Origin of the sequence: Planctobacterium marinum, from assembly GCF_036322805.1 — a bacterium.
In the GTDB taxonomy this organism is placed as follows: domain Bacteria; phylum Pseudomonadota; class Gammaproteobacteria; order Enterobacterales; family Alteromonadaceae; genus Planctobacterium; species Planctobacterium marinum_A.
Genome location: NZ_AP027272.1, coordinates 3,910,408 through 3,932,230, shown reverse-complemented (window position 1 = coordinate 3,932,230; position 21,823 = coordinate 3,910,408). Strand labels below are relative to the sequence as shown.

The 21,823-nt window shown below is 44.1% G+C and carries 21 protein-coding genes; 12 read left to right on the top strand and 9 right to left on the bottom strand.

Annotation, left to right across the window (positions count from 1 at the left end; translation table 11 throughout):
• Positions 1–18: 18 nt before the first annotated feature.
• On the top strand, positions 19–696 hold the full coding sequence (locus AABA75_RS17375; RefSeq protein WP_338294012.1) for a hypothetical protein: 678 nt from the start codon (positions 19–21) through the stop codon (positions 694–696).
• Between the two features lie 19 nt (positions 697–715).
• On the opposite strand, the gene minE is transcribed toward AABA75_RS17375, so the two are convergent.
• The 7 genes from minE to AABA75_RS17340 form a co-directional block, all read right to left on the bottom strand.
• A complete protein-coding gene (gene minE, locus AABA75_RS17370; protein WP_338294011.1) occupies positions 716–967 on the bottom strand; it encodes a cell division topological specificity factor MinE in 252 nt (83 codons plus the stop codon).
• 6 nt (positions 968–973) lie between these two features.
• Positions 974–1,783: a septum site-determining protein MinD gene (gene minD / locus AABA75_RS17365; RefSeq protein ID WP_338294010.1), complete on the bottom strand. Its 810-nt coding sequence runs from the start codon at positions 1,781–1,783 to the stop codon at positions 974–976.
• A gap of 15 nt (positions 1,784–1,798) precedes the next feature.
• Positions 1,799–2,503: a septum site-determining protein MinC gene (gene minC, locus AABA75_RS17360; protein ID WP_338294009.1), complete on the bottom strand. Its 705-nt coding sequence runs from the start codon at positions 2,501–2,503 to the stop codon at positions 1,799–1,801.
• Between the two features lie 146 nt (positions 2,504–2,649).
• Positions 2,650–3,756, bottom strand: coding sequence for a fatty acid desaturase family protein (locus AABA75_RS17355; RefSeq protein WP_338294008.1), 1,107 nt, complete (start codon positions 3,754–3,756; stop codon positions 2,650–2,652).
• A gap of 119 nt (positions 3,757–3,875) precedes the next feature.
• Positions 3,876–4,601 (bottom strand): hypothetical protein, encoded by a 726-nt coding sequence (locus AABA75_RS17350; protein WP_338294007.1) that lies wholly within the window; start codon positions 4,599–4,601, stop codon positions 3,876–3,878.
• A 78-nt stretch (positions 4,602–4,679) separates the two neighbouring features.
• Positions 4,680–6,674, bottom strand: coding sequence for an alkaline phosphatase (locus AABA75_RS17345; protein WP_425325608.1), 1,995 nt, complete (start codon positions 6,672–6,674; stop codon positions 4,680–4,682).
• A gap of 13 nt (positions 6,675–6,687) precedes the next feature.
• Positions 6,688–8,265 carry an alkaline phosphatase gene (locus AABA75_RS17340; RefSeq protein ID WP_338294005.1) on the bottom strand — a complete coding sequence of 526 codons (1,578 nt, stop codon included), beginning with the start codon at positions 8,263–8,265 and terminating at the stop codon, positions 6,688–6,690.
• Between the two features lie 607 nt (positions 8,266–8,872).
• Here AABA75_RS17340 and AABA75_RS17335 point away from each other — a divergent pair.
• The 6 genes from AABA75_RS17335 (at position 8,873) to AABA75_RS17310 (ending at position 14,948) form a co-directional block, all read left to right on the top strand.
• Positions 8,873–9,496 (top strand): response regulator, encoded by a 624-nt coding sequence (locus AABA75_RS17335; protein ID WP_338294004.1) that lies wholly within the window; start codon positions 8,873–8,875, stop codon positions 9,494–9,496.
• 96 nt (positions 9,497–9,592) lie between these two features.
• A complete protein-coding gene (locus tag AABA75_RS17330) occupies positions 9,593–10,804 on the top strand; it encodes an HD-GYP domain-containing protein (protein ID WP_338294003.1) in 1,212 nt (403 codons plus the stop codon).
• A gap of 103 nt (positions 10,805–10,907) precedes the next feature.
• Positions 10,908–11,942, top strand: a complete 1,035-nt coding sequence (locus AABA75_RS17325; protein WP_338294002.1) for a GGDEF domain-containing protein — start codon at positions 10,908–10,910, stop codon at positions 11,940–11,942.
• 417 nt (positions 11,943–12,359) lie between these two features.
• Entirely contained in the window at positions 12,360–12,761 is a 402-nt protein-coding gene (locus tag AABA75_RS17320; protein ID WP_338294001.1) for a hypothetical protein, read from the top strand.
• Positions 12,762–13,351: 590 nt separating this feature from the next.
• Positions 13,352–14,392: a hypothetical protein gene (locus AABA75_RS17315; protein WP_338294000.1), complete on the top strand. Its 1,041-nt coding sequence runs from the start codon at positions 13,352–13,354 to the stop codon at positions 14,390–14,392.
• Between the two features lie 49 nt (positions 14,393–14,441).
• A complete protein-coding gene (locus tag AABA75_RS17310; RefSeq protein WP_338293999.1) occupies positions 14,442–14,948 on the top strand; it encodes a hypothetical protein in 507 nt (168 codons plus the stop codon).
• A 16-nt stretch (positions 14,949–14,964) separates the two neighbouring features.
• Here the strand turns inward: AABA75_RS17310 and AABA75_RS17305 are convergent, their stop codons facing one another.
• Both AABA75_RS17305 and AABA75_RS17300 read right to left on the bottom strand, forming a co-directional pair.
• Positions 14,965–15,606, bottom strand: a complete 642-nt coding sequence (locus tag AABA75_RS17305; protein ID WP_338293998.1) for a hypothetical protein — start codon at positions 15,604–15,606, stop codon at positions 14,965–14,967.
• A complete protein-coding gene (locus AABA75_RS17300) occupies positions 15,603–16,850 on the bottom strand; it encodes a hypothetical protein (protein WP_338293997.1) in 1,248 nt (415 codons plus the stop codon). Before AABA75_RS17300 ends, AABA75_RS17305 begins: the two co-directional genes overlap by 4 nt.
• 145 nt (positions 16,851–16,995) lie before the next feature.
• Between AABA75_RS17300 and AABA75_RS17295 the strand changes: the two genes are divergently transcribed.
• From AABA75_RS17295 to AABA75_RS17275, 5 genes are all read left to right on the top strand, one after another.
• Positions 16,996–17,577, top strand: a complete 582-nt coding sequence (locus AABA75_RS17295; RefSeq protein ID WP_338293996.1) for an aspartyl/asparaginyl beta-hydroxylase domain-containing protein — start codon at positions 16,996–16,998, stop codon at positions 17,575–17,577.
• Positions 17,578–17,660: 83 nt separating this feature from the next.
• Positions 17,661–18,938, top strand: coding sequence for a hypothetical protein (locus tag AABA75_RS17290; protein ID WP_338293995.1), 1,278 nt, complete (start codon positions 17,661–17,663; stop codon positions 18,936–18,938).
• Positions 18,938–19,876, top strand: a complete 939-nt coding sequence (locus tag AABA75_RS17285; RefSeq protein WP_338293994.1) for a methionyl-tRNA formyltransferase — start codon at positions 18,938–18,940, stop codon at positions 19,874–19,876. Before AABA75_RS17290 ends, AABA75_RS17285 begins: the two co-directional genes overlap by 1 nt.
• 367 nt (positions 19,877–20,243) lie before the next feature.
• Positions 20,244–20,876, top strand: coding sequence for a phage tail protein (locus AABA75_RS17280; protein ID WP_338293993.1), 633 nt, complete (start codon positions 20,244–20,246; stop codon positions 20,874–20,876).
• 125 nt (positions 20,877–21,001) lie between these two features.
• Entirely contained in the window at positions 21,002–21,823 is an 822-nt protein-coding gene (locus tag AABA75_RS17275) for a sulfotransferase (protein ID WP_338293992.1), read from the top strand.

Sequence of the window (21,823 nt, the reverse complement as noted above, 5' to 3'; positions counted from 1 at the left end):
GTAAAATCGGGATTTGATATGACAAAAGTGATAAAAATCAGTGTGTTGTGTGCTGCCATTAGTAGTACTACCGGTTGTGCTTCGCTAGAGTTAATGGCGGTGGGCGGAGTGAGTTATTTATTGACTGGCAAAGGTTTGACGGATCACGCAATGTCAGCGGTGATGGAACAAGACTGCGCCTGGCACCATTTACTCAATGATCAACCACTTTGTGCGGAAGTGATAACCAGTGAAGAATCGCCACAACTATTAGCTGCAAATGAATCTGGAACGGAGCCGGGAGAACAAGGTACCCTTGGACAAGCGCAATTCGAACAAGAATCAAGGGTTTCTGCGGCGATCGATGGTAAAGACGCAATGGAGCCTGAACTGGTTGCCCACAATGATTCGCAATTGGGATTAGCGCAAAGCTATGCTGTGATAGGCAGTTTTAACGATCTCAAATTCGCTTATGAGCGCAGCATGTTGTATCGCCAATACAATACGCTAATTGTTGAGAACCCGGAACCGAGCGCAACGCGATTTCGTGTGGTAATAGGTCCCCTACAAGACCGCTCTTTACTAAATCTTATCCATCTGGATGAAAGTCATAAGCGAGAAGAGTTATGGACCATTGAGCTTTGTTCAGACTCACTAACTCCACCACCATGCGGCGCTTCTGAGATGTTAGCGAAATTACCAGCCACAGAAGTTTAGGGAGGATTGAGTTGCCGGATTATTCCGGCAACGTCACATTGAGTTCCAAGACGGATAAATCATCTTCTTTTTGCTCAAGCTGCACTGAGATGGCATCCGGGCTGATTTCCACATATTTGCGGATCACATCCAGAATATCTCGCTCCATTTGCGGCAACCAACTGGGCCCAGTGCGCTTCTTGCGCTCATGAGCCACAATAATTTGTAAACGCTCTTTCGCGACAGAGGCTGCAGGTTTCTTTTTCGGACGAAAATAGTTCAATAATGACATTGTTGCTTACCCCCCAAATAAACGCTTCAATAAGCCTTTCTTTTCTTCAGTAAGAAAACGGAAGTCCAGCTTTTCACCTAACAAGCGTGCAATAGCATCTTGATAAGCCAGACCCGCATCACTTTCCTGATCCATAACTACGGGTTCACCCAGGTTCGAGGCTTTCAACACAGCTTGTGATTCGGGAATAACACCTAACAGAGAAATGGCCAGTATTTCATTGACATCATCAACACTCAGCATCTCACCTGCAGTCACGCGTGTCGGGTTGTACCGGGTCAATAGCAGGTGTTCTTTGACGGGCTCTAGTCCTTGCTCTGCACGGCGTGATTTGGAGGCAAGAATACCCAAAATGCGGTCTGAATCTCGCACCGAGGACACTTCCGGATTGGTAACAACAATGGCTTCATCGGCAAAGTAAAGTGCCATCAAAGCTCCTTGCTCAATGCCCGCAGGCGAGTCACAAATAATAAAGTCGAACGTTTGCTTGAGCTCTTCCAGAACTTTTTCCACGCCTTCTTTAGTCAGTGCATCTTTATCTCGAGTTTGTGAGGCTGGCAGGATATACAAACCATCAACCCGTTTATCTTTGATCAGCGCCTGATTTAAATTGGCATCGCCATTGATAACATTGACAAAGTCATATACAACGCGGCGTTCAACGCCCATGATCAAGTCAAGGTTACGCAAACCAATATCGAAATCCACAATAACTGTTTTGTGGCCTTTCAGAGCCAGGCCTGTGCCAATGGCCGCGCTGCTGGTGGTTTTACCCACACCGCCTTTTCCAGACGTTACGACAATAATTCGTGACATAATTTTTCCTAATGTTTAAGCCTCAAGCGAGGTCAGATGTAACTGTTCCCCGCTGAGTGCAATACAAGTATTCTTTTCCCAATGGTCCTGCAGTTTTTCTGAAGTCCAATAGTGACCATTGATGCTTACCAGTTCAGCCTGCAACTTGCGGCAAAAAATCCGCGCCTCGTTGTTCCCCGACGCCCCGGCGATAGCGCGACCGCGTAAGGCACCATAGATGTGGATATTTCCGTCAGCGATGACTTCGGCGCCATTACTCACCGAGCCGACAATGATGAGATCGGTGCCTTTAGCATAGATTTGCTGGCCAGAACGCAAGTTTTGCTGCACGATTTTACCGGGCTGAGATTCGTGGACTTTAATCACTTTCTCCACGATTTGCGGGACATTTTGCACAGGCGCTGTTGGTGCGGATTTTTTCGCCGCAGTCATCAAAGCAAAGCCAGCATCATTAGCCGCTTGTTTGAATGGTTCAGGACAACCGGTGATTCCAACAGGTAGTAATTTCAACTCGGATAAGAGTGATTTTAACGCGTTGAATTCCGGCATGTTTTCGCAGGTTTCCAGGTTAATTACCACGGGAGCCAAGTTAAAAAACTGGGGTGCCTGAGCAATTTTTGAGGCAAGTTCATGTTTAACTTTGATGAGGTCAGGGCTGGTAATTTTTACTACAGATAGCGTAAAACCAGTGCCTTTTAATTCTACAGTTTGTTCAGACATTCTTATTATTTTTAGTTGATGAAAATTTGAGGAAAGAGATTCTGAAAGCCCATTGCGTGCAGTTTATAGCGCCGGATCCACGGGTGCAAGCGGCATTATTGTGACACTCAGATGACAGCTTAAAAATCAAACAGTTAGTGAAAATTTTAACGCTGAACGGGGGGTAAAAACTGAAAGTCACGTTTCATTTTTTTACGACCCGTGGCAATTGTGGTCATTTTCCACACTCTCTTCCAGATGCTTTCTTGCACATAAGGTACACCGTATTGCTCACACAAGGCTTTTACTTTGGGTTGAATCAGTCGATATTGGCGCATTGGTAGGGCCGGGAATAAGTGATGCTCTATCTGATAATTTAGATACATTTGAGACAAATCCAGCCACTCATTGCCGCAATGGTAGTTGGCCGAACCGGTGATTTGGCGTAAATAATAGCCGCTACCCTTACGCTCACTTTTTTCGATATCAGCAAATCGGTACAGGTCATCACCAGCATGGTTAGGCACAATAATAAGAAACGTATGTAGGTTGTGTAAAAGCTCGGCGGCAACACGGCACATTAAAAATGCCCAACCCACTGCAAAGGCCCATTCTAATATCAAGGGCAATAAAACAAAGTGCACACTGAAATAAGGGATAAATAAGTGCAGCCACATCACTCGCTGGGATTTTTGTCTGACGTCGAAGAAATTGCCAAAATCAATTTTGTTGTGGCCACGTAAGTAAGACAAGGTTCTGGCTGAGTAATAGGTGATTTTCCAGGTCAGCGCAAAAAACAGCAATACAACTATTTTTAACGGCCAGGGCACAGAAGAGGAAGCCAACCAATCCAGGTTTTCCTCTACCAGATCGGGATCTTTTAATTCGCCGGTAAAAGAATGATGCAGATAATTGTGTTCATAATTCCACGCCTCGGGTTTGATCCAGTCAAACCAGTCAATATAGCGACGCCAACCTTGTGCATAATGCTTAGAGTGAAAGCGCTTTGGAATACCTGTAATTTTGTTATAACCACCGTGACCAATGTGATGCATGAGTAGCCAGCTAATCATGAGTGACCAGGCGATTAACAGGCTACTGACAAAATAGTATTCGCTAATACAGGCCACAATACCTGCCAGAAATGACGAGTGTCCCATTAAGCCTATGGCGCGCATGTGGTAGTAGTCTTTTTTGCTACTATTGCGCTCCGCCTCTTTACCAATAGCTTTGAGTTCTTCAGTAAATGCTGTTAAATCCATGTGTTCGGACAAATCTAAATTCCGTATCCGGGCACTTTAACATGTAATTAGAGGTTATAGTTTTTACCGAATGATTTTTTTGCGTTGGCCCGGCTTCCTTGCCTTGCTATCCATTTAGTGGTGCGATTCAATTAGTGGTGATGGCCATGCTGTCCCTGAATCTGCTGACCTTTTTCATTGTAAAAACCGGACGCGGCTTCCTCAACAAAACCCAGGTTAATCATTTGCATCAAAAAGGGGTCGGATTCGTTGTCACCAATATCAGCGTAATCCGTCAGGTAATATTTTTCCCAAAGTTGTGCTTGGGCACTAATTTTTTCTTTATCCCGCGAAAGACTCACCAGTTGCCAGTGCTCAGTACCGTTTTTGCTCTGAGTTTTGATGGACTTGATCAGTTTGTATTCCGGTAACCACTCCACAGTCAGATTGCGGGTTGCGGCTTCCGTACTTAAAACCTGTACTTTGCCATAGTGATCATCTTGATAGCATGTCACTGAATTTAGCTGTGCCAGAAAGTCATCGCTCAGTAGCTGATATTTTTCAGACCAATCCCGCTTTTGGTGGCCTTTAATATCCGCTGCTGCGTATTCAACGCCTCTGTCGTGCGCATCGAACAACTTAAGTAATTTCACCCGGCTATTTTTCTGTAGTGTCCAATGTTGCGAGAGCTGTTGCTGGTTAAACTGATGTACCACTTGATTGGCACTGAGTCGCCATAAGGCTAGTTGTCGTGTGGATTGTGCATGACCATTGTGCTTAACGGTAATCTCGTAGTTCGCTAATAATGGTTCACTGGCGAAGGAATTTGGTTGAAAGCAGAAAAGCAGAATGAGAGGTAAAAGTGTCTTGAGTTTCATGATTTCAGTTTTGTCTTAGTTCAGTAAAAAATCGGGACCATTATGGTCCCGATTTGTGTCGAAAAAATTAAGCTTTACTTAATTTAATGCTTCTTCTGCAGCGCTTACCATATCTGCTGCATATTCCATCACGTGGAAGATAACGCTTTGCTCGTTAGTGCCGGTTACCAGGTGTGCGCCCGGGCCGCTTGCGTAAATACCCACATCTTCAGCTGCATGGGTCTCTGACGAAAGCGGAACTAACGCTTCCTGATGGAAACCCGGTGCAGTGGTATCAACATCAGTTAAGTCAACGCGACCAGTAACAGGGCTAGCACTAGCGTATACGGCATCGGCATTGGTTTCTGTGCCAAAATCGTGATAACCACGACCATTGGTATAACCCAATGTGGTGTACGGCATGCCATCAGAAGCCAGCGAAACTTCATCAGAACCGACAGGTACCACTTTACCCAGGATGGGGTTACCGCGCTTAGGATAGCCCGCGATAGTAAACACGTGGCTGTGGTCAGCGGTAACGATGATGAGTGTGTCGCTATCGTCAGTCATGTTGATGGCTGTTTGCACGGCATCATCAAAGGCAATGGTATCGGTCAACGCACTATAGGCACTACCTGCATGGTGACCGTGGTCAATACGACCCGACTCAACCATCAAAAAGAAACCATCCTTGTCATTGTCCAGAATATCAATCGCTTTCGCTGTCATTTGAGCAACTGAAGGTTCACCCGCGATGTCGTTAGCGCGGTCAGCTTCGTATTGCATGTGCGACTCATTGAACAAACCAAATACGCGTGTAGTAGTTGCAGCATCAATGTCGTCAAAACCAATCTGGTCATAAACATAAACACCGTCGGCATATGTTGCCTGCCACTCAGCTGTAAGATCACGACCATCAGTACGGTCGCCCTCTACAGAGCTAGCTGCATCAGGTGAGTTATATGCTTCATCTTTGGGTAAGAAGTGACGACGGCCGCCACCCATGACTACCTCGATACCATCCACGTCTAAACCGTCAAAGCGCGCTTCGAGGTTAGCTTCGAAATTAACCAACTGAGAGGCAATGTCTTCGCAGGCGGTTTCAGTTTCTGGCATGTCAGAGATATCTTCCCAGTTGCGATCTGCTGATTTAGCATAGGTAGAAGCAGGGGTAGCGTGAGTGATACGCGCCGTTGAGATAATGCCCGTTGCCTTACCGGCAATTTCAGCTAGCTCTAATGCGGTTACCAGCTCATTACCTGCAACCGTCGCACAACTACCGCGTTCAACACCCTCAGCGACACCGATAACACCTACGTCGGTTTTTACACCTGCAACCATAGCGGTCATGGTACCCGCTGAGTCTGGTGTTTGAGCATCCACGTTATAGGTTTTAGAAAAGCCTGAGAAAGGCAAGTTGTCCATTGCCATTACGTGTTCTTCGCCTTCAAGCCCTTTGTTCTGGCCATCCAGGATGCGCGCTGCGGTTACGGTGGAAATACCCATACCGTCACCAACAAACAGGATAACGTTTTTCGCTTTACCGCGAACATCAGCAATGTCGCGTGCTGCGACTTTTTCAATAACCAGTCCTTTCGCTTCAGCCGCTTTTAATGCGCGAGCAGCGGTGGGGTCGGTTACATCAGCCCAAATTTCTTGTGCATTAGCGATTTCAGCTTGACCGGCAATGAAGTACTCATTGGTGCGGCTGGTTGCCAGCGCTGCGTCATCCAGCTGTGCAATCGCCGGTGAGCAAACATATTCTGTGGCTGTAATTTCGCCAGCATCTAAAACGCCGTCGCCATTGGTATCCAGGCCAGAGTCAATTTGAACACCGCCGTTGCGACAGTTGTCATTACCAACCTGCAATGCCGTTTGACTAATTAAGCTGTTCAGACCATTACTGCCGTCTACACCATCAGAACCATCGGTACCGTTTGCGCCATCAGCACCGTCTGTTCCATTAGAACCATCAATACCTGGTGCGCCTTGTGGACCGGCCGGACCTGCTGGTCCCTGGTCACCGTCGTCACCGTTACAACCTGCCAATCCGATAATGGACGCAGCAATCAATGTATAAATAAACTTTTTCATTTTTAAATCTTCCTTAGTCAACCAGATCAAGCGCTTGATCAATAAGGTGGAAAACGACGCTTTGCTCAATAACACCTTGTGCATATTGAGAACCCGGACCCATGGCGTGCAATGAAATATCTTCACCAGCATGAGTTTCTGAACTCGTAGGAATAGTCGCTTCCTGGTGATAGCCAGGTTGCGTTGTGTCTACCGCAGAAGTATCTACTCGACCAGTCACGGCATCTAATGAGTAGGTGACATCAGGATTGGTTTCCATACCTAAATCTCGGTAGCCTCGACCATTGGTGTAACCCAAAGTGGTATAGGGCAGGCCATCAGCAGCCAGTGAAGGTTCTTCTGAGCCAACAGATACCACATGGCCAAGTATAGGGTTGCCGCGTTTTGGGTAACCCGCAATAGTGAATACGTGGCTGTGGTCAGCTGTAACCAGTATCAGTGTTTCTTCCGGATCTGTAGCTTCCACTGCTGCTTGTACAGCATCAGCGAAAGCAATTGCGTCAGTCAAAGCGCCATAGGCACTGCCAGCGTGATGACCGTGGTCAATACGACCTGATTCCACCATCAGGAAAAAGCCTTTATCGTTGTTGTCCAGTACATCAATCGCAGTGGCTGTCATCTCGGCAATGGAAGGCTCGCCAGCGATGTCGTTGTCACGGTCTGCTTCGTACTGCATATGAGACTCGTTAAATAAACCAAATACGCGCTCAACTGAATCTGCGTCAATGGCATCAAAGCCAGTTTGGTCATACACATATACGCCATTTTCGTATTGTGTCTGCCATTCAGCGGTAAGATCGCGACCATCTGTGCGGTCACCTTCTACGCTGCTTGCAGCATCAGGCGAGTTGAATGCTTCATCCTTGGGCAAGAAGTGACGACGACCGCCTCCCATCGCCACTTCGATACCGTCTACATCGATACCCGGGTAGCGATTTTCGAGGTACATTTCAAAGTTCACTAGCTGATCTGCAATATCTGCACAGGTACCAATGGCATCTTCTGGCATATCCGAAACATCTTCCCAGTTGCGGTCGGCAGATTTTGCGTAAGTGGCTGCAGGTGTGGCATGAGTAATGCGAGCAGTAGAAATAATACCGGTGGAAAGACCTTTAATTTCAGCCAGTTCCAGAGCGGTAACCACTTCATTGCCCGCCACGGTTGAGCAGTCCCCGCGCTCAATGTCTTCATCAACACCGATAACACCCACGTCAGTTTTAAGGCCGGACATCATGGCGGTCATGGTACCCGCTGAGTCAGGTGTTTGAGCATCGACGTTGTAAGTTTTGACTTGTGCTGAAAACGGGAAGGTTTCGAAGCTTAAATAACCTTCTTCACCGGAGTTACCTTCTTGCTGGCCCTTTAAAATACGCGCTGCAGTTAAGGTTGAAATTCCCATGCCGTCACCCACAAACAAAATAACGTTTTTCGCTTTTTGTTTTGGATCTCTGGCCAGTTTACTGGTGATTTGCGTTTGACCGTCAGTATACCAGGCGCTGCTGCTTTGCACCTCTGGTAATACTTGAGCATGAGTCGCGGCGGATACGGCTAACGCCAATGCGCTAACCGGAGCAATCCAGTTCGTCTTCATGTGTTGTATTCCTGATAAATTAAATGTTGGGTTGAGGAATGCAATGCCGGAGCGTTGCAAAACCCGGACGAGGATAGGCAGGATTAATGAAATAAATTTTATGTTTTTGTGTCGAGGCAGTAACTTAAATGTGACAATAAAGTCAATTTTATGAACGAATTATGTCATATATTTTAGGTGCTTATAGATTCACTTTGAGTTATTTAAAAACCCCGAAAGGTGTCTGGTGAGAGGTTCAGGTGTTGGAGAATTTATTGTTCGTAGTTTTTTGTTGCATTAATAAGACTTACTTGTGAAACAGATGACTAACTTGTGAAAGTTTTATTAAACCATTCGGTAGCTGAGTGCCAGAAACAATACTTTTATTTTGTTCGTACCTGAACAAAACCTAGTCTGCATGAAATGATATGTTATATCAATAGTGGTTTTGGCTTCAGTAGTATTTATTTTTCATTTTCGTGTCAATTAGCATTTATTGCAGCTATTTCAGGTTAATCAAGAAAGCCAATTTCTTGGTTATAACCTTCGATAAAACTGTGTTTTTAACCACATTATATTATGCTCAATAGGCGGTAGGGTTTTATTTCTCGGATGGTGCTGTGAATCCATGAATTCTAAAAACAAACACAAGCTTAATAATTTGTTGGGTATCATGCAGGGGCATCTGGAATTATTGCACGATGACCAATCTCTCCAGACTAAGCAAAAAAGTCGAGTTGTTAAGGCAATTGCCGCGTTGGAACAAATCAATCAGTTAATGGAACAGGAATCTTCTCAATCTTCCAGTGAATCTGCCGACAGTGTTCCGGCGAAGGCGATTGCTATGGAATCGGATTCAATGGCAGTGGAGTGCAGGCGTATTTTGGTGGTGGATGACGAAATTGAATTATTGCAGATCATTCAAAAGCAATTGGAGCTGGCAGGTTATACTGTTGACTGTGCACCAAATGCTGAGCGAGGTATCAAACTGCTAAAATCTGAACAGGATTACGATTTATTGTTAACAGATATCGTTATGCCAGGAAACATGAATGGTTTGCAATTGGCTTCAAGAGCTATGCAGTTAGCGCCGAAAATGCCCATCGTATTAATGACAGGTTATGCCAAAGAACTTGAGAAAAACGAGGTTTTACAAACACAACGCTTAAAGGATTTATGTCAGCAGGCATTAAAGAAACCTTTTAGTTATGAAGCGCTACTACAAAAAATTAAACAGACTATGGATAGCTAATTTGCCCAATGTGGGTAAATTACAATCAAAGATTGGATCCGCCGAAAAGCTACACTATTATGACAATCAATTGTTGTCTTGAGTGTCCTGAGTTCTATGAGTCAAATGAAGGTTGTGCCCGTTGCTGAGCTTAAAGTGGGCATGTATGTCGATGCCGTACATCAACAAAAAGGGGATATGAAGGTTAAGACCCAAGGCCGGGTTGCTAATGAAAATGCCATCGCTTTTCTCAAGTCTAAGGGGATCGTATCACTGGTGATCGACCTTGAAAAAAGTGACTTATCCGACGAGCTGCAACAAGAAGGGCAAGTCTCAGCGCCGGAAGAACAGGTCAAAGCGACGCGAAAAGTGTCGGTATCCCTGGAAGACGAATTAACGCAAGCCAGCGCTTTGTATGAAGAAGCAAAGCACATCCAAAAGAAGTTACTGCACTCAATTAAAGCCGGGTTACCTGTTAACTTCGCACCGATAAAAGAAGTTAGTGACCGGTTTGTCGCCTCACTTGACAGAAATCCCAACGCGCTTTTATGTATGACGCATTTGCGAGAAAAAGACGCCTATTTGCTGGAACACTCTCTCAATGTTGGGATCTTAATGGGCGCGTTTGCTCAGTACCTGGAACTGGATGAAGATGTTGTCTCAGAACTTGCGCTAGCGGGTACCTTGCACGACATAGGCAAGATTGAAATTCCAGATAATATTTTACTCAAGCCGGGAAAGCTCACCGATGATGAAATGGTCATCATGAAAGGCCATGTTATTAAAGGTTTGGAAGTGCTCAAAAAAATGGACGGTGTGACTGAGCGTTTGTTTAATGTGGTGGCGCAACATCATGAGCGACTAGATGGCACCGGTTACCCCATGGGACTTGATGAAGATGACATCAATATTTACGGTCGTATGATTGCTATCGTCGATGCCTATGATGCGATGACGGCAGACCGTTGTTATAAAAGAGGTATGCCACCTAATCAAGCGTTAAAAATAATTTTGAAGTGCACGGAATCTGAGTTAGACAGAGCTTTGGTTAACAAGTTTATTAAATACATAGGGGTACACCCGGTGGGCAGTTTGGTAAAGCTGGATTCGGAAAAACTTTCATTAGTGACCGAGCACAATGAAGACAACCCGCTTTCGCCCAAAGTAAAAACCTTCTATTCTTTTCGTTCCAACCACTTTGTCGCGCCTAAAGAAGTTAACTTAGCAGATAAGCATTGTCGTGAAAAAATAGCTAGCGCGGTTCGGGCTGAAGATATCAAAATCAACTACAAAAAGTTCTTTGCTGAGCAAATAGTAGTTGCTAAATAGTTGTTTGTTTTTACTGGCGAATTGCCCTTGTTAAGACTAAAGTTTAATTGAGTTTTGTGGCCGTTGACTCGATCATAAAGGGCGGCTATGACGGGGCAAGGAAATGAACAAACAAATTCTCGAATCGGTTATTACCCTAACCGATAACAAAGATATCGATTCGGTGGGCATCAGTTTGTTGTCTACCATCGCTGAATATGTCTATTTCGAAAAAGCCTGTTTGTATGAGTTAGAACGCAGCTGGCCTAATCCCGCCATCAACGTCATTCTTGAACTTAAAGTTCAATCTGAAGAGCCTCATTTTGTCTGGCATGCCAATCAGCGGCTCGATACTCCAGCCATGCAGCTGGTTACCTCTATAGATAGTTTGAAGCGTTCTGTGACTGAGAATCGCAATGGTAAAACTGAGCTATGGGTGCCGGTAACCGGTGCGGAATGCAAGTTAGCCTTGCACCTTGTAGCCGAGGATATTACCTCTGAGAATAAGTCATTGATCAGTGCATTTGCGCGGATTTATGGCAATTATCTGCGGGTGCTGGTGGAAAGTGAAAAAGATAAACTCACCGGGTTGCTCAACCGGCATTCCTATGAGCGTCACTTGCGCCAGATGTTGGCCAAGCAAGCCCACAGACAGAAAAAGCTACAGCAAGAGATTCCTCAACGAGCTTCCCATCCTGAGGACAAGCCTTGGTTAGTGATCATTGATATTGACCACTTTAAAAAAGTTAACGATGTGTTTGGTCATGTTTGTGGGGATGAGGTGCTGTTAACCTTGTCACAAAAAATGGCCGGCTACTTCCGCTCTTCTGATTACGTTTTTCGTTTCGGTGGTGAAGAGTTTGTAATCATCATGGAGCCTGCAACGCGCTCTGATGCCTTCAAAAAGCTGAACGACTTTCGCAAGGATGTTGAAGAAGATCGTTTTCCGCTCGTAGGTAAGATAACTGTCAGTGTGGGGTTTGCGGAAGCTTCCCAGGAAGAATATGAACAGGTACTTATGGAGCGTGCCGATAAAGCTCTTTATTACGCCAAAGAACATGGCCGCAATGCCGTATTTTGTTATGAGCAGCTGGTGGAAGAAGGGCGCTTGAGGGAACAAACTAAGGCAGTCGAAGATTCGGACATCGATCTGTTTTAGTTTCGTTCTATATGCTTCTGCCAGTTTTGTCTGGCTTAATACTTTACAGGTGATTTTCGCCTCTTGTTTTTCCAGTTAAGTTTCCTGAAAGTTAAATGTGCTAGCTTAATATCTTTATGCTTGTTTTTGCCATTTGAGACAATTATCTGATTAATGATTGACGACAATATAAGGTTGATTCTTGTAGAGAACCCTAAATGTGCTAGCGCGGCGTTGAAGCAGATGTTAACGGGTAATGCTTTTCAAGACGCCATGGATCCCAGAACTGCCACAATGAACCATAATCTGCCTGCGCAAATTAGACAGCGTTATCCAGAAAAATGGCGGGAGTACAGGTCGTTTGTGGTGGTGAGAAATACTTGGGACAGAGAGTTATCATTTTTTACCTATCATGGGGTTTTGTTTCAGGAACCCAGTATGCAAAATTACAATTTTGAAAGCTGGGTGGCGGCGGGAATGCCGCGGCCTGAAGAGCCTCATTTGCAGATCCATTACCCCAAACCCAACGGAAGTAATCACTTTTTAAGTCAAATCGAGTACACAAAGGGGGTGGATAGGGTGATCTGCTTGCACAGCTTTGATCCCGCTGTTCGCGCAAGTGAACTTGAACAAGCTGTGAATGCCCTATCTCAGGACTGGGGATTTCCGGTTTACCCAGTTCATAAACACGTCAATGCCAGTAGAACAGACCTTGAGGCTATGGCGTGGACAAAAGAGTCTATTACAATCATTGGCCAGGTATTTTCACTTGAAATAGAGCGATACGGCTTTCAGCCGCCCGAGGCCAGTACGATGCCAGATAAGCACACGGTAAGATAAGTGTTAACAAGTCAAAACCGTTTGTTTAGGCGCTGCCTTTTATCCGCTAAGCGTTTTCTATTTATAGGTACAGGTCAATCTGATTTTTTACCACTGGTAAGTTTTTACATGCTGAGAGGGCTGCTGTTTAAAAACCACATCAATTGGTAACGGCATGGCGAGAGTTGCAAAGCAAAGTTCTGCTCTTTTTTTTATATATCTAGTCCTATTTGGGTATTTTAGGGCCAGTTGGGGCTTCAAAGAAAGCAGCGTATAATTGGACAATGGCTTGTTATTGATATTTCTCACATTCCAATTCAATCTGAAGAGGCAACTTACGCCGTTGTCCCTGCAATACTTTTAGAAAGCTGTTCCGGAGAAAACATAAAAATCCAGATTTGAATACTTTAAAAGTCTGATTACTAATCATTAATGGGCACTCTGCATTTATTAGTCAGATTCGTCCCTATACCGAGCTTACAACGTTGACGAAGCTATTCAGAAAGGCACTTCTACTCGATACTGCTACAAGTAAAGCCAGTATATTTGTTCAGATGCACTAGCCATCTATACTGATTACCAAGTCTCTAAATGTGTGCAAGGTCAGCAATATGGTAAAAGGAAACAGCAGTAATTATGTAACTGAAAAGCTTTGTTTTTTAATGGAGTTTTTATTGTCCCAAACAGATTTTCATAAACAAGAAACCGCGATGAACGAGTTGTTTACAGCGTTGGATGCGATATTAAAGCTACATGGATCAGCGACGGATCATGAATTCGGTGAAACCGGAATGCTGATATCCTCACGAGGTGCTGCTTCCTGTCTGACTGGAACTGCGCGGACCTTATGCTATTGGCATAGCCTGCTTGTTGCTATTGAAAAATTGCAAACTGACAGGCATGAGCCGTTGCGAATGTTGTACCCGGGAAGTGGTCCATTTGCGACATTAATATTGCCATTGTTATTAGGCAAAGTGACCGGGAGGATCGAAATACACCTCATTGAGATTAATAATCAGTCGCTAGCAAGTTTGGCAAACTTTCTCAATTTGATTCAAAGGCCAAACGTGAAATGCCATATCCACCACTGCGATATTCTGGAGTTTGACAGCACAGCTTTGTTTGATTTGATGATATCCGAAGTGATGTTAAGCAGTTTACAGACTGAGGGGCAGGTTGCCATCACTTACCACCTATCACAATTTTTAGCGCCACACGCTATCCTGATTCCAGAGGCTATCAATGTCGATCTATGTTGGTCAGATGTGACCAAAGAATTCAGTTTTGTCGACAGTCATCGCAAGCCCGGTAGAGGATTGTCTCTGAAGCAGTTGAGTCCATTCCGCAAAACGCTTACTCCTTTGATAAGACTAGATAAAAATGTTCGGCAACGATATAAGAGAGAAGGAGAATACTTATTATTGCAACGCGTCGAATTCAAGAAAAAATGGCCCGATACCGGGGCAGTTATTTGTACCACCAATATTCAGTTTATTGATGATATCCGGCTAGATGAATATCAAAATGGACTGACCAGCCCTATTGTCATGGCAGACCCTGGCTGTGTTTCCGGCGTTCCTTTGGAAATCAAATTCAGAATGCTGAAAATGCCAGGTTACAAATTCGTGCCTATTGATGCGAAATCTGATTGAATAATTAACCGATAGCCACTTTTATAGCCATTAAAAACGGAGAATAATCATGTCAGGAAAACCAGTAAGTCTGGAATATCTGGAAAAGATCACTGCATTTTTGTCTGAGATAGGTATTTCCTGGCGGTTTGGGGAAATTCATGGTGACTCTTTTCTGTCGGGGGTGCAAATCTACCGGGGAACATTGGTGATTGACACCAAAAAATTAAAATATCCAGGCGATGTATTGCATGAAGCCGGACACCTTGCAATAGAACCTGAGATATCACGTGCTGGGCTTACTGACAATGTTCGAGAGTGCGGTCAGGGTGATGCTGAAGAAATGGCTGCAATTGCCTGGTCATATGCTGCATTGAAAGCTATCTCAATTCCGCCGAATGTGGTGTTTCACGAGGAAGGTTACAAGGGAGCTTCTGAGTCAATTCTGACCTGTTTTGAAACAGGTGGCACCCTAGGTCAGCCATTACTCAGTTATTATGGTATGTGCAGTCCCGGCACAGGGCCTGACGGTTTTCCTAATATGTCTCATTGGTTAAGACCAGCTGCTCTTAATTGAGTTCGACATCCGGGGGCTAACTAATCTGGCATTTAAATGCAGACTCAGGAAATACGCTAAAGCAGACGGTATAGCGCATTTTTCCGGCACGAGGCGGTAGGCAACGATGGGCAAGCTTATGTGGGGCGAAAATAAGTAAGTCTCCGGCGCATAAATCGAATTCTATTGGCGTCTCAGGTAAACCGAGTGTTTGCAAAAAAGCAGAAATATCAGTGTGTCGCCTTTCAAGCTCAAGAGGCAAAGCATTGACAGATTGCAACTTTCTGGTTCTTACTTCGTCAATAATCAAGGTGTTACAGCCATGCTCAGAAACCGGGTTTAGGTACAGGAAGCATTTCAATAGCCCTTTCATAGGGCCATCACAATGCCATGTTGTACTCAAATAAGTTTCGAGAGCGTTATCAGAAACAACATCCAATAATGGCCATTTGACTAAGAAGTCCTCTTGATAAAAGGCGCTAAAAAAATCACGGATATCGCGGTTAAAAACAAAAACTTCCAATTCACTGATGATCTTAGTGGCAAGTTCAGAGGCGCCAGGGGGCAACATCTTTGAGCATTTTGATATTGCCGTTTGACATACATCAGCGGGAACTACCCCTTTCAGATGAATTGCTTGGTGCTCCAGTAGCTCGTTAATGTGACTCTGGTATTTCATTGAGCGCACTGACCATCAAACCAGGAAACGAATTCAGAGAAGTCCGGTTGATATTGTAAAATGAACCCTAATGATGCGCCATAGTCCACATCGAACTTATCGTGAAATGCTCTGAAAGTCTGGTAGTTTGTTGCTGCGAAAGTGTTATCTTTATTGCCCTCATTGAGTTGTCGGGTTGCCTGCCAAAACCTATTTAATTGTTTAATAGTGGTATTTGCTGAATCTGGCACTTTGGTATCATCGAACGTTACACTTCCTGTCGGAAACTCGAACTCGAATAATGGCACCTTATCAATGTGATATGTAAATTTGATTTGTCCACCGGGTTTTAGCTTGAGTCGTTTATAGCTCTTAACATTGTTGAGACTGCAGTCATTTTCGTGAAGCCAAATATTCTCATAGACCTGAATGTCCGTTGTCATTTGAACCATTTGATAGGCCATTGCAGAGAACCGTTCCGGTAGTTCGATACTCCCGCTAAGAGGCGTCTTGTCGCCATCAGACAATTTTTGGCAGGACAGCTTGTTTAATGTAAAAAAATTACCGAGGTCAATGAATGGTTCATTATAAATTTCATAAGCTTTTAAACGAGCACCTAAAAGCACCTGTTCGGGTATTAAATCGCCGTCGTCGTACAAAAATTGTACGAGATGGCTAAAAATACTCACTTGTGGTTCCCGCTCCAATAGCGTATTCATAGTTTCTGAAATTATAATATCAAATTGGATGCTTCCGTCCGGCTGCCAGGTTGTGGCATCAACATGATGAATTCCTTCGGTAAACTCTTCCAGATCCAATGCTTCAATTAGTTTTTTAATTGCCTGTGTGTTTTCGCTGTGGACGTCAATAAGTGTTACGTTTATCGGACGTTTTTGATAGAGGGTTAATAACGGCAATAGCAACATGCCGTAGGGGCCAGTACCAGCGTAGAGAACATTTACATCTGACTTGATGGCTAGCTTTTTATCCAGGCAGGATTTTACACCCTGAATAAACCTTTTTGTTCGAATCACCTGATCCGTGCATTTGGCTGCTTGCACAGGTGAGATGGCGATACCTGTGTCCAGATTAGCATCTTGCCAGGCATTCATATCAAAGTCGCTGGATATTCCCGTTATCTCTGTCAAAATTGATGCCATTGCATCGATATGCTTTTTGCCGTCCGGATCACTATCAGGTAGGTTTAAAAGCTGTGAAATATGAGTTTCAATAGTGTCCGATTGAGTTGATTTTTTGCTTTCCATTGTTTTGTTCTTCGATGTCCCCATCATTCCACGATAAATTTACTATAAACATAATTTTAAGTATTTACACTGGATTTCCAGGCCAATTTGTTTTAATTAAAAGTTCCGAGTTAATAATTTTTGAATTCTGAAATCTGGATTGACTATGCAACATCTGTCATCTCTGAGACTAAAACATGTGCTTCCTTTTTTTGAAAATCAAATTCAGGCTGAATTGAGTTCAATTGATTCGGCTCAGTGGGTAGATCATGTCAATACAAATACTTATGAAGGCAGTTGGCGGGTGTTTCCACTGCGAACTCTCAGGGAAAATAAAGAAGCACACCCAATAATACAGTCTTTTCAAATAGAGACAGGAAGGCATTGGGTAGACTTACCTGTCTTGGGGTCGCTGCTATCAATTCAAGCTATTATCAAATCCATTCCTGTTTGCTTTTATTCGATACGGCTTATGCTGCTCCAGCCACAGGGTTTTATTAATGAGCATCGTGACAGAGGACTTAATCTTGAAAACGGTTGTGCAAGACTACACGTGCCATTACAAACTCATAACGAGGTTAGCTTTATCAGCAATGGCGTTGAACTGCCTATGGAAGCTGGAGATTTATGGTATATCAATGCCGACCAGCCTCACTCTGTAGAGAATAAAGGGAGCATCAGCCGTATTAATCTTGTACTTGATTGCGAGGTGAATGATTGGTTAACAAAAAAAGTTAGCCTGTGCTAATCTCAATCAGGGTTAAAAACATCCACCTCCAATAAGATAAGTAAAAAATATTCTTGAAATAACAGAACTCGCAAGGAATAAAAATGAGCGAACAGCATCCTACGTCTCTTCACCATACCGCTCCGGCATCAGAAAAACCAACCACTTTCGCTCAACCTGATCCTGTATCACAGGGGTTGCTTCAGCAGACTTTGCGTACACAGTTAAATGAACTACTCGCTGGAGTGACCACCGAAGAAGAACGTCTGGTAAAACTCAGACAATCATTTACGGATATCGCCAACACTATTTTGAGCGAAAAGGAGGTCGCCTACGAAACCCTGCTCAAGCAATTCGAGACCTTATACGAAAATGCAATGCTGTCTTTGAAACAGGCGGATATTCCGGAGCAATTATTGACTCAACAGTTTATCAGCAAAAATGGATTAATTATGTCCCCCTTAAATTGTAGTAACACGATTAAAGATGTTTTTCGTGTGAGCTCCTTTACCAGGGGGTTGTTGAGGGCTATTGAACAACAACTCGAGAGTAAAGAGACGGTTAGGGTGCTCTATCCAGCCTGTGGAACTTTTGCCCCATTGATCGTACCGCTATTGAGCTATGTTAAAGAACATCAACAAATCACACACGAGCAACTGAAGGTGACTTTCGTAGACCTGCAACCTGGTGCAATTAAGGCGCTTAAGCAACTTGTCAGTGACCTCGAGCTTGAAGAATACATCGATGATATTGTCATGGCCGATGCGACGGAGTATGAGCCGGACTTTACGGTGGACATATTGTTGTTGGAGGCGATGCAGCACGGTTTCGGTAAAGAAGCTCATTTGAGCATTGCTCATCATCTTATTCGATTTCTGGATATCAATGGCACAATGGTACCAAATCGAATAGTTATAAACAGCGCACTGGTTGTCGGAGCGGAAGAGTTCAAAGAGCAGTGGCAGGATGTTGAATACTCCCACAGTAAAACGGTTTCTCAGGAATATATGGACCGACGAGTTGAGCTTGGCTCGGTTATGTCCATCGACAAAAACTCCTTGATGCAAATGGAGAAAATCACTTTAAGTGACGATCAACAATTGATTCGTGGTGCCACTATCAATATTCCAACTGGCATTGAAGATATTGCCAAGCGCACGTTAATTCTTTATGCGAGTATTCAGACCTTTGCCAACGAATCTATCCATCAGTACGACTCCGGGATTACCTCACCTTTACCGGATACTTCAATTTGCATTGACTTCAAGCCGCGAGACCCTCGGCCCGGTGATCTTTTGGTCAGCAGTGGGGATGATATTGCCTTTTTCTACCGTTTGAATGGTTTGCCCGGATTTATGCCGGTTCTGGAGTCGCAGCAGTGATGAGCGCGAAAGTATCTGTATTTAGCTCTTCTATGATGAGTTGGAGTCTGATAACCCATCTACGGCAAATGGGTAAACTGGCAGGAGTTATTGTTGAGCAAGTTGATTCCCCTGAAGTGAACCAATTAATATTCAACTTAAACCAGCAGCAAATCCCGTATTCGGTCTATCAACCAGATAGGCTAAATAGTCTCTTTTCGGATATAAACAGCTGGCAGAGTAATCTAGGTTTGGTGTTCTTTTTTAGCCAGATACTACCGGGTGAGGTTATTGAAAACTTCTCTGGTGATATCTTTAATATTCATGCTTCAGCATTACCAAATTACAGGGGAAGCATGCCAATTTATTGGCAACTTTATAATCATGAACCCGCAACAGCTTTAACCATCCACTATCTTACCAATACTGTTGATGATGGTGATATTGTTATGCAGAAAGAGGTCATTATTCACCCCTATGACAATATCCAAACCTTGACTGGCTCCATGCTCATAGCACTGAGTCAAATACTCCCAAATTTCATCAATTTATGGGAAAAGAATGGTCTGCAAAGACAAACTCAGCGCACTTTTACAAAGCATGATGTCTTTGCCAGGGCACTTCAAGAGAAGGATCAATGGATTGATTGGGATTGTATGTCAGCTTCAGACATTGTTGGTGCTGCAAGGGCGAGGAACCCCTTATTTGGGGGAGTGATGGCACGTTCTAATCAGGGAGTATTTAATATTATGCAGTGTGCTGTGGTCAATGTTCCACTATACGGGATAGCACCGGGTACTGTGATGCAGGTTGACAAAGAAAAAGGGCTTATTGTTGCGACCATTGAGCAGGCTATTGCGATAGATGTGGTTGTGACTCAACAAGGGTATTATTCCGGTTACTCCTATGCTGTTACCCATAAAATTGATGTAGCCTCTAAACTTTACGGGCCGGGCTAAATTACAACCTCTCAAATTAAATTGCGAGTGTTGGGTACTAAAAGATACTAAAAATATTGATAATTTAATTGGCAAAAGTGGTTTTATCATCTAATACTTGGTTAGCATTATGCGCCTTGTATAAAAAATAATTTTACGCTCAGTTGCAGTAAAGTAGTTCAAAAGTCTGTCAAATCAGTACATTTTGCTGATGAATGGCAGGTGCTGTCAAAGAGGAAGCGGGGTTATGTGATGATGGCTCATATTGTGAGTAGTCAGAAATAGTGGAATTAGATGGTTTGGCTATCGTTTAAAGCGGTACCTGCAGTATTTATCTAACTTAACTAAACCTAAATGATTAGTACTTTTAGACTTTAAGGAGAATGATATGACACCATTTATAGGCCAGATTTGCCCTCTTGGCTTTACCTTTGCGCCCGCTCAATGGACTTTTTGTGCGGGGCAGCTACTATCAATAGCGCAGTTCCAGACTGTGTATTCTTTAGTGGGTACTTTTTACGGAGGTGATGGCCGAACGACATTCGGGATCCCGGATCTCAGGGGTAGAATGGCCATCGGTTCAAGCCAAACAGGTGGACAGGGCCCCGGTTTACCCTATTATCAGTTAGGGCAGAGGTCCGGTTATTGGGAAAGAACGCTTTCCACATTAAACTTGCCGTCCCACAATCACCACGCAACCTTCACTCCAACCGGCGGAGGAACCGCAGCTGACGTGCAGGTATCCACTGCAAACGCCGATACTCAAACGCCAGCGTCTGGAGACTATCTGGCAGTTGTCAATGATGGTGGTGGTCGGTCGCCAATACTACAATCGGCTTATGTAACGGCCGCCAATGCTGGCTCAACAGTTGCTTTGGGCGGTGTAACCGGAGGCGGTGGCACTACGGGTACAGTGACAGTAGATAACACCGGCAATAGCAGTGCTTTCAGCATTGAGAACCCCTCCCTTGCTGTTAATTATTCATTTGCTCTGGAGGGCACATACCCATCGAGAAACTAGCATGTGAGTAACCTGAACTCTGACTCATAAAACCGCTTACCCAATCTGGCCAGGCGGTTTTTATTGTTCTTTACCTATAATTTTAACTACTATAAAAATAAACAAAAAATAGCGGATACAGACCCTTGCCTCATTACCACTTTATTTCTGGTCTGCCTCGTTCGGGCTCTACGTTGTTGGCGGGCATTCTACGACAGCATTCAGATTTTCACGCTGCCATGTCCAGCCCGGTGGCCGGTTTGATGAATGGATTGCTGGAGCAGACAGGCGCGTCCTCAGAGTTTTTTAGCTTCTTTAGTCCAGAAAAGCGCATGAATATTATCACCGCTATGTTCAATGCTTACTATCAGGAAGAATTGGATAAGACGGTAATTTTTGATACCAGTCGAATATGGACAGCCCGTATGCATCAACTCAAGGGGTTATTTGAGGATTTCAAAGTTGTTTGCTGCGTGCGAAATCCGGCTTGGATAGCGGATAGCTTTGAGCTCATTTATCGTAAGAATCCATTTGAGTACAGTCGCATGTTTACTCCTACAAGTCGCCAAACAGTTTATAGTCGCTGTGAGTCACTCATGGCGTCTAACGGCACTATAGGCCAACCTTTAATGGCATTAAAAGAAGCCTATTATGGTGAGTATTCAGATAAATTGTTGCTTGTAGACTATGATTTATTAACCCAATACCCGCAAAAATGCCTTTCCTTAATCTATCAATTCTTGGGCTTGCCGGAATATAACCATGATTTTGACAACGTGGTTTACGAAGAATCTGAATTCGATGAGCGCATTGGCGCTTCGGGTTTACACAAAGTCAGTCGAAAAGTGGAGTTTCATCCCAGAAGATCAATTTTACCCCCTGATTTATTCGATAAGTATAAAGAATTGGCCTTTTGGGAAGATAACAAAGGTACCCAGGCGAGTATTATTGGAAAACCTAACTCTTAA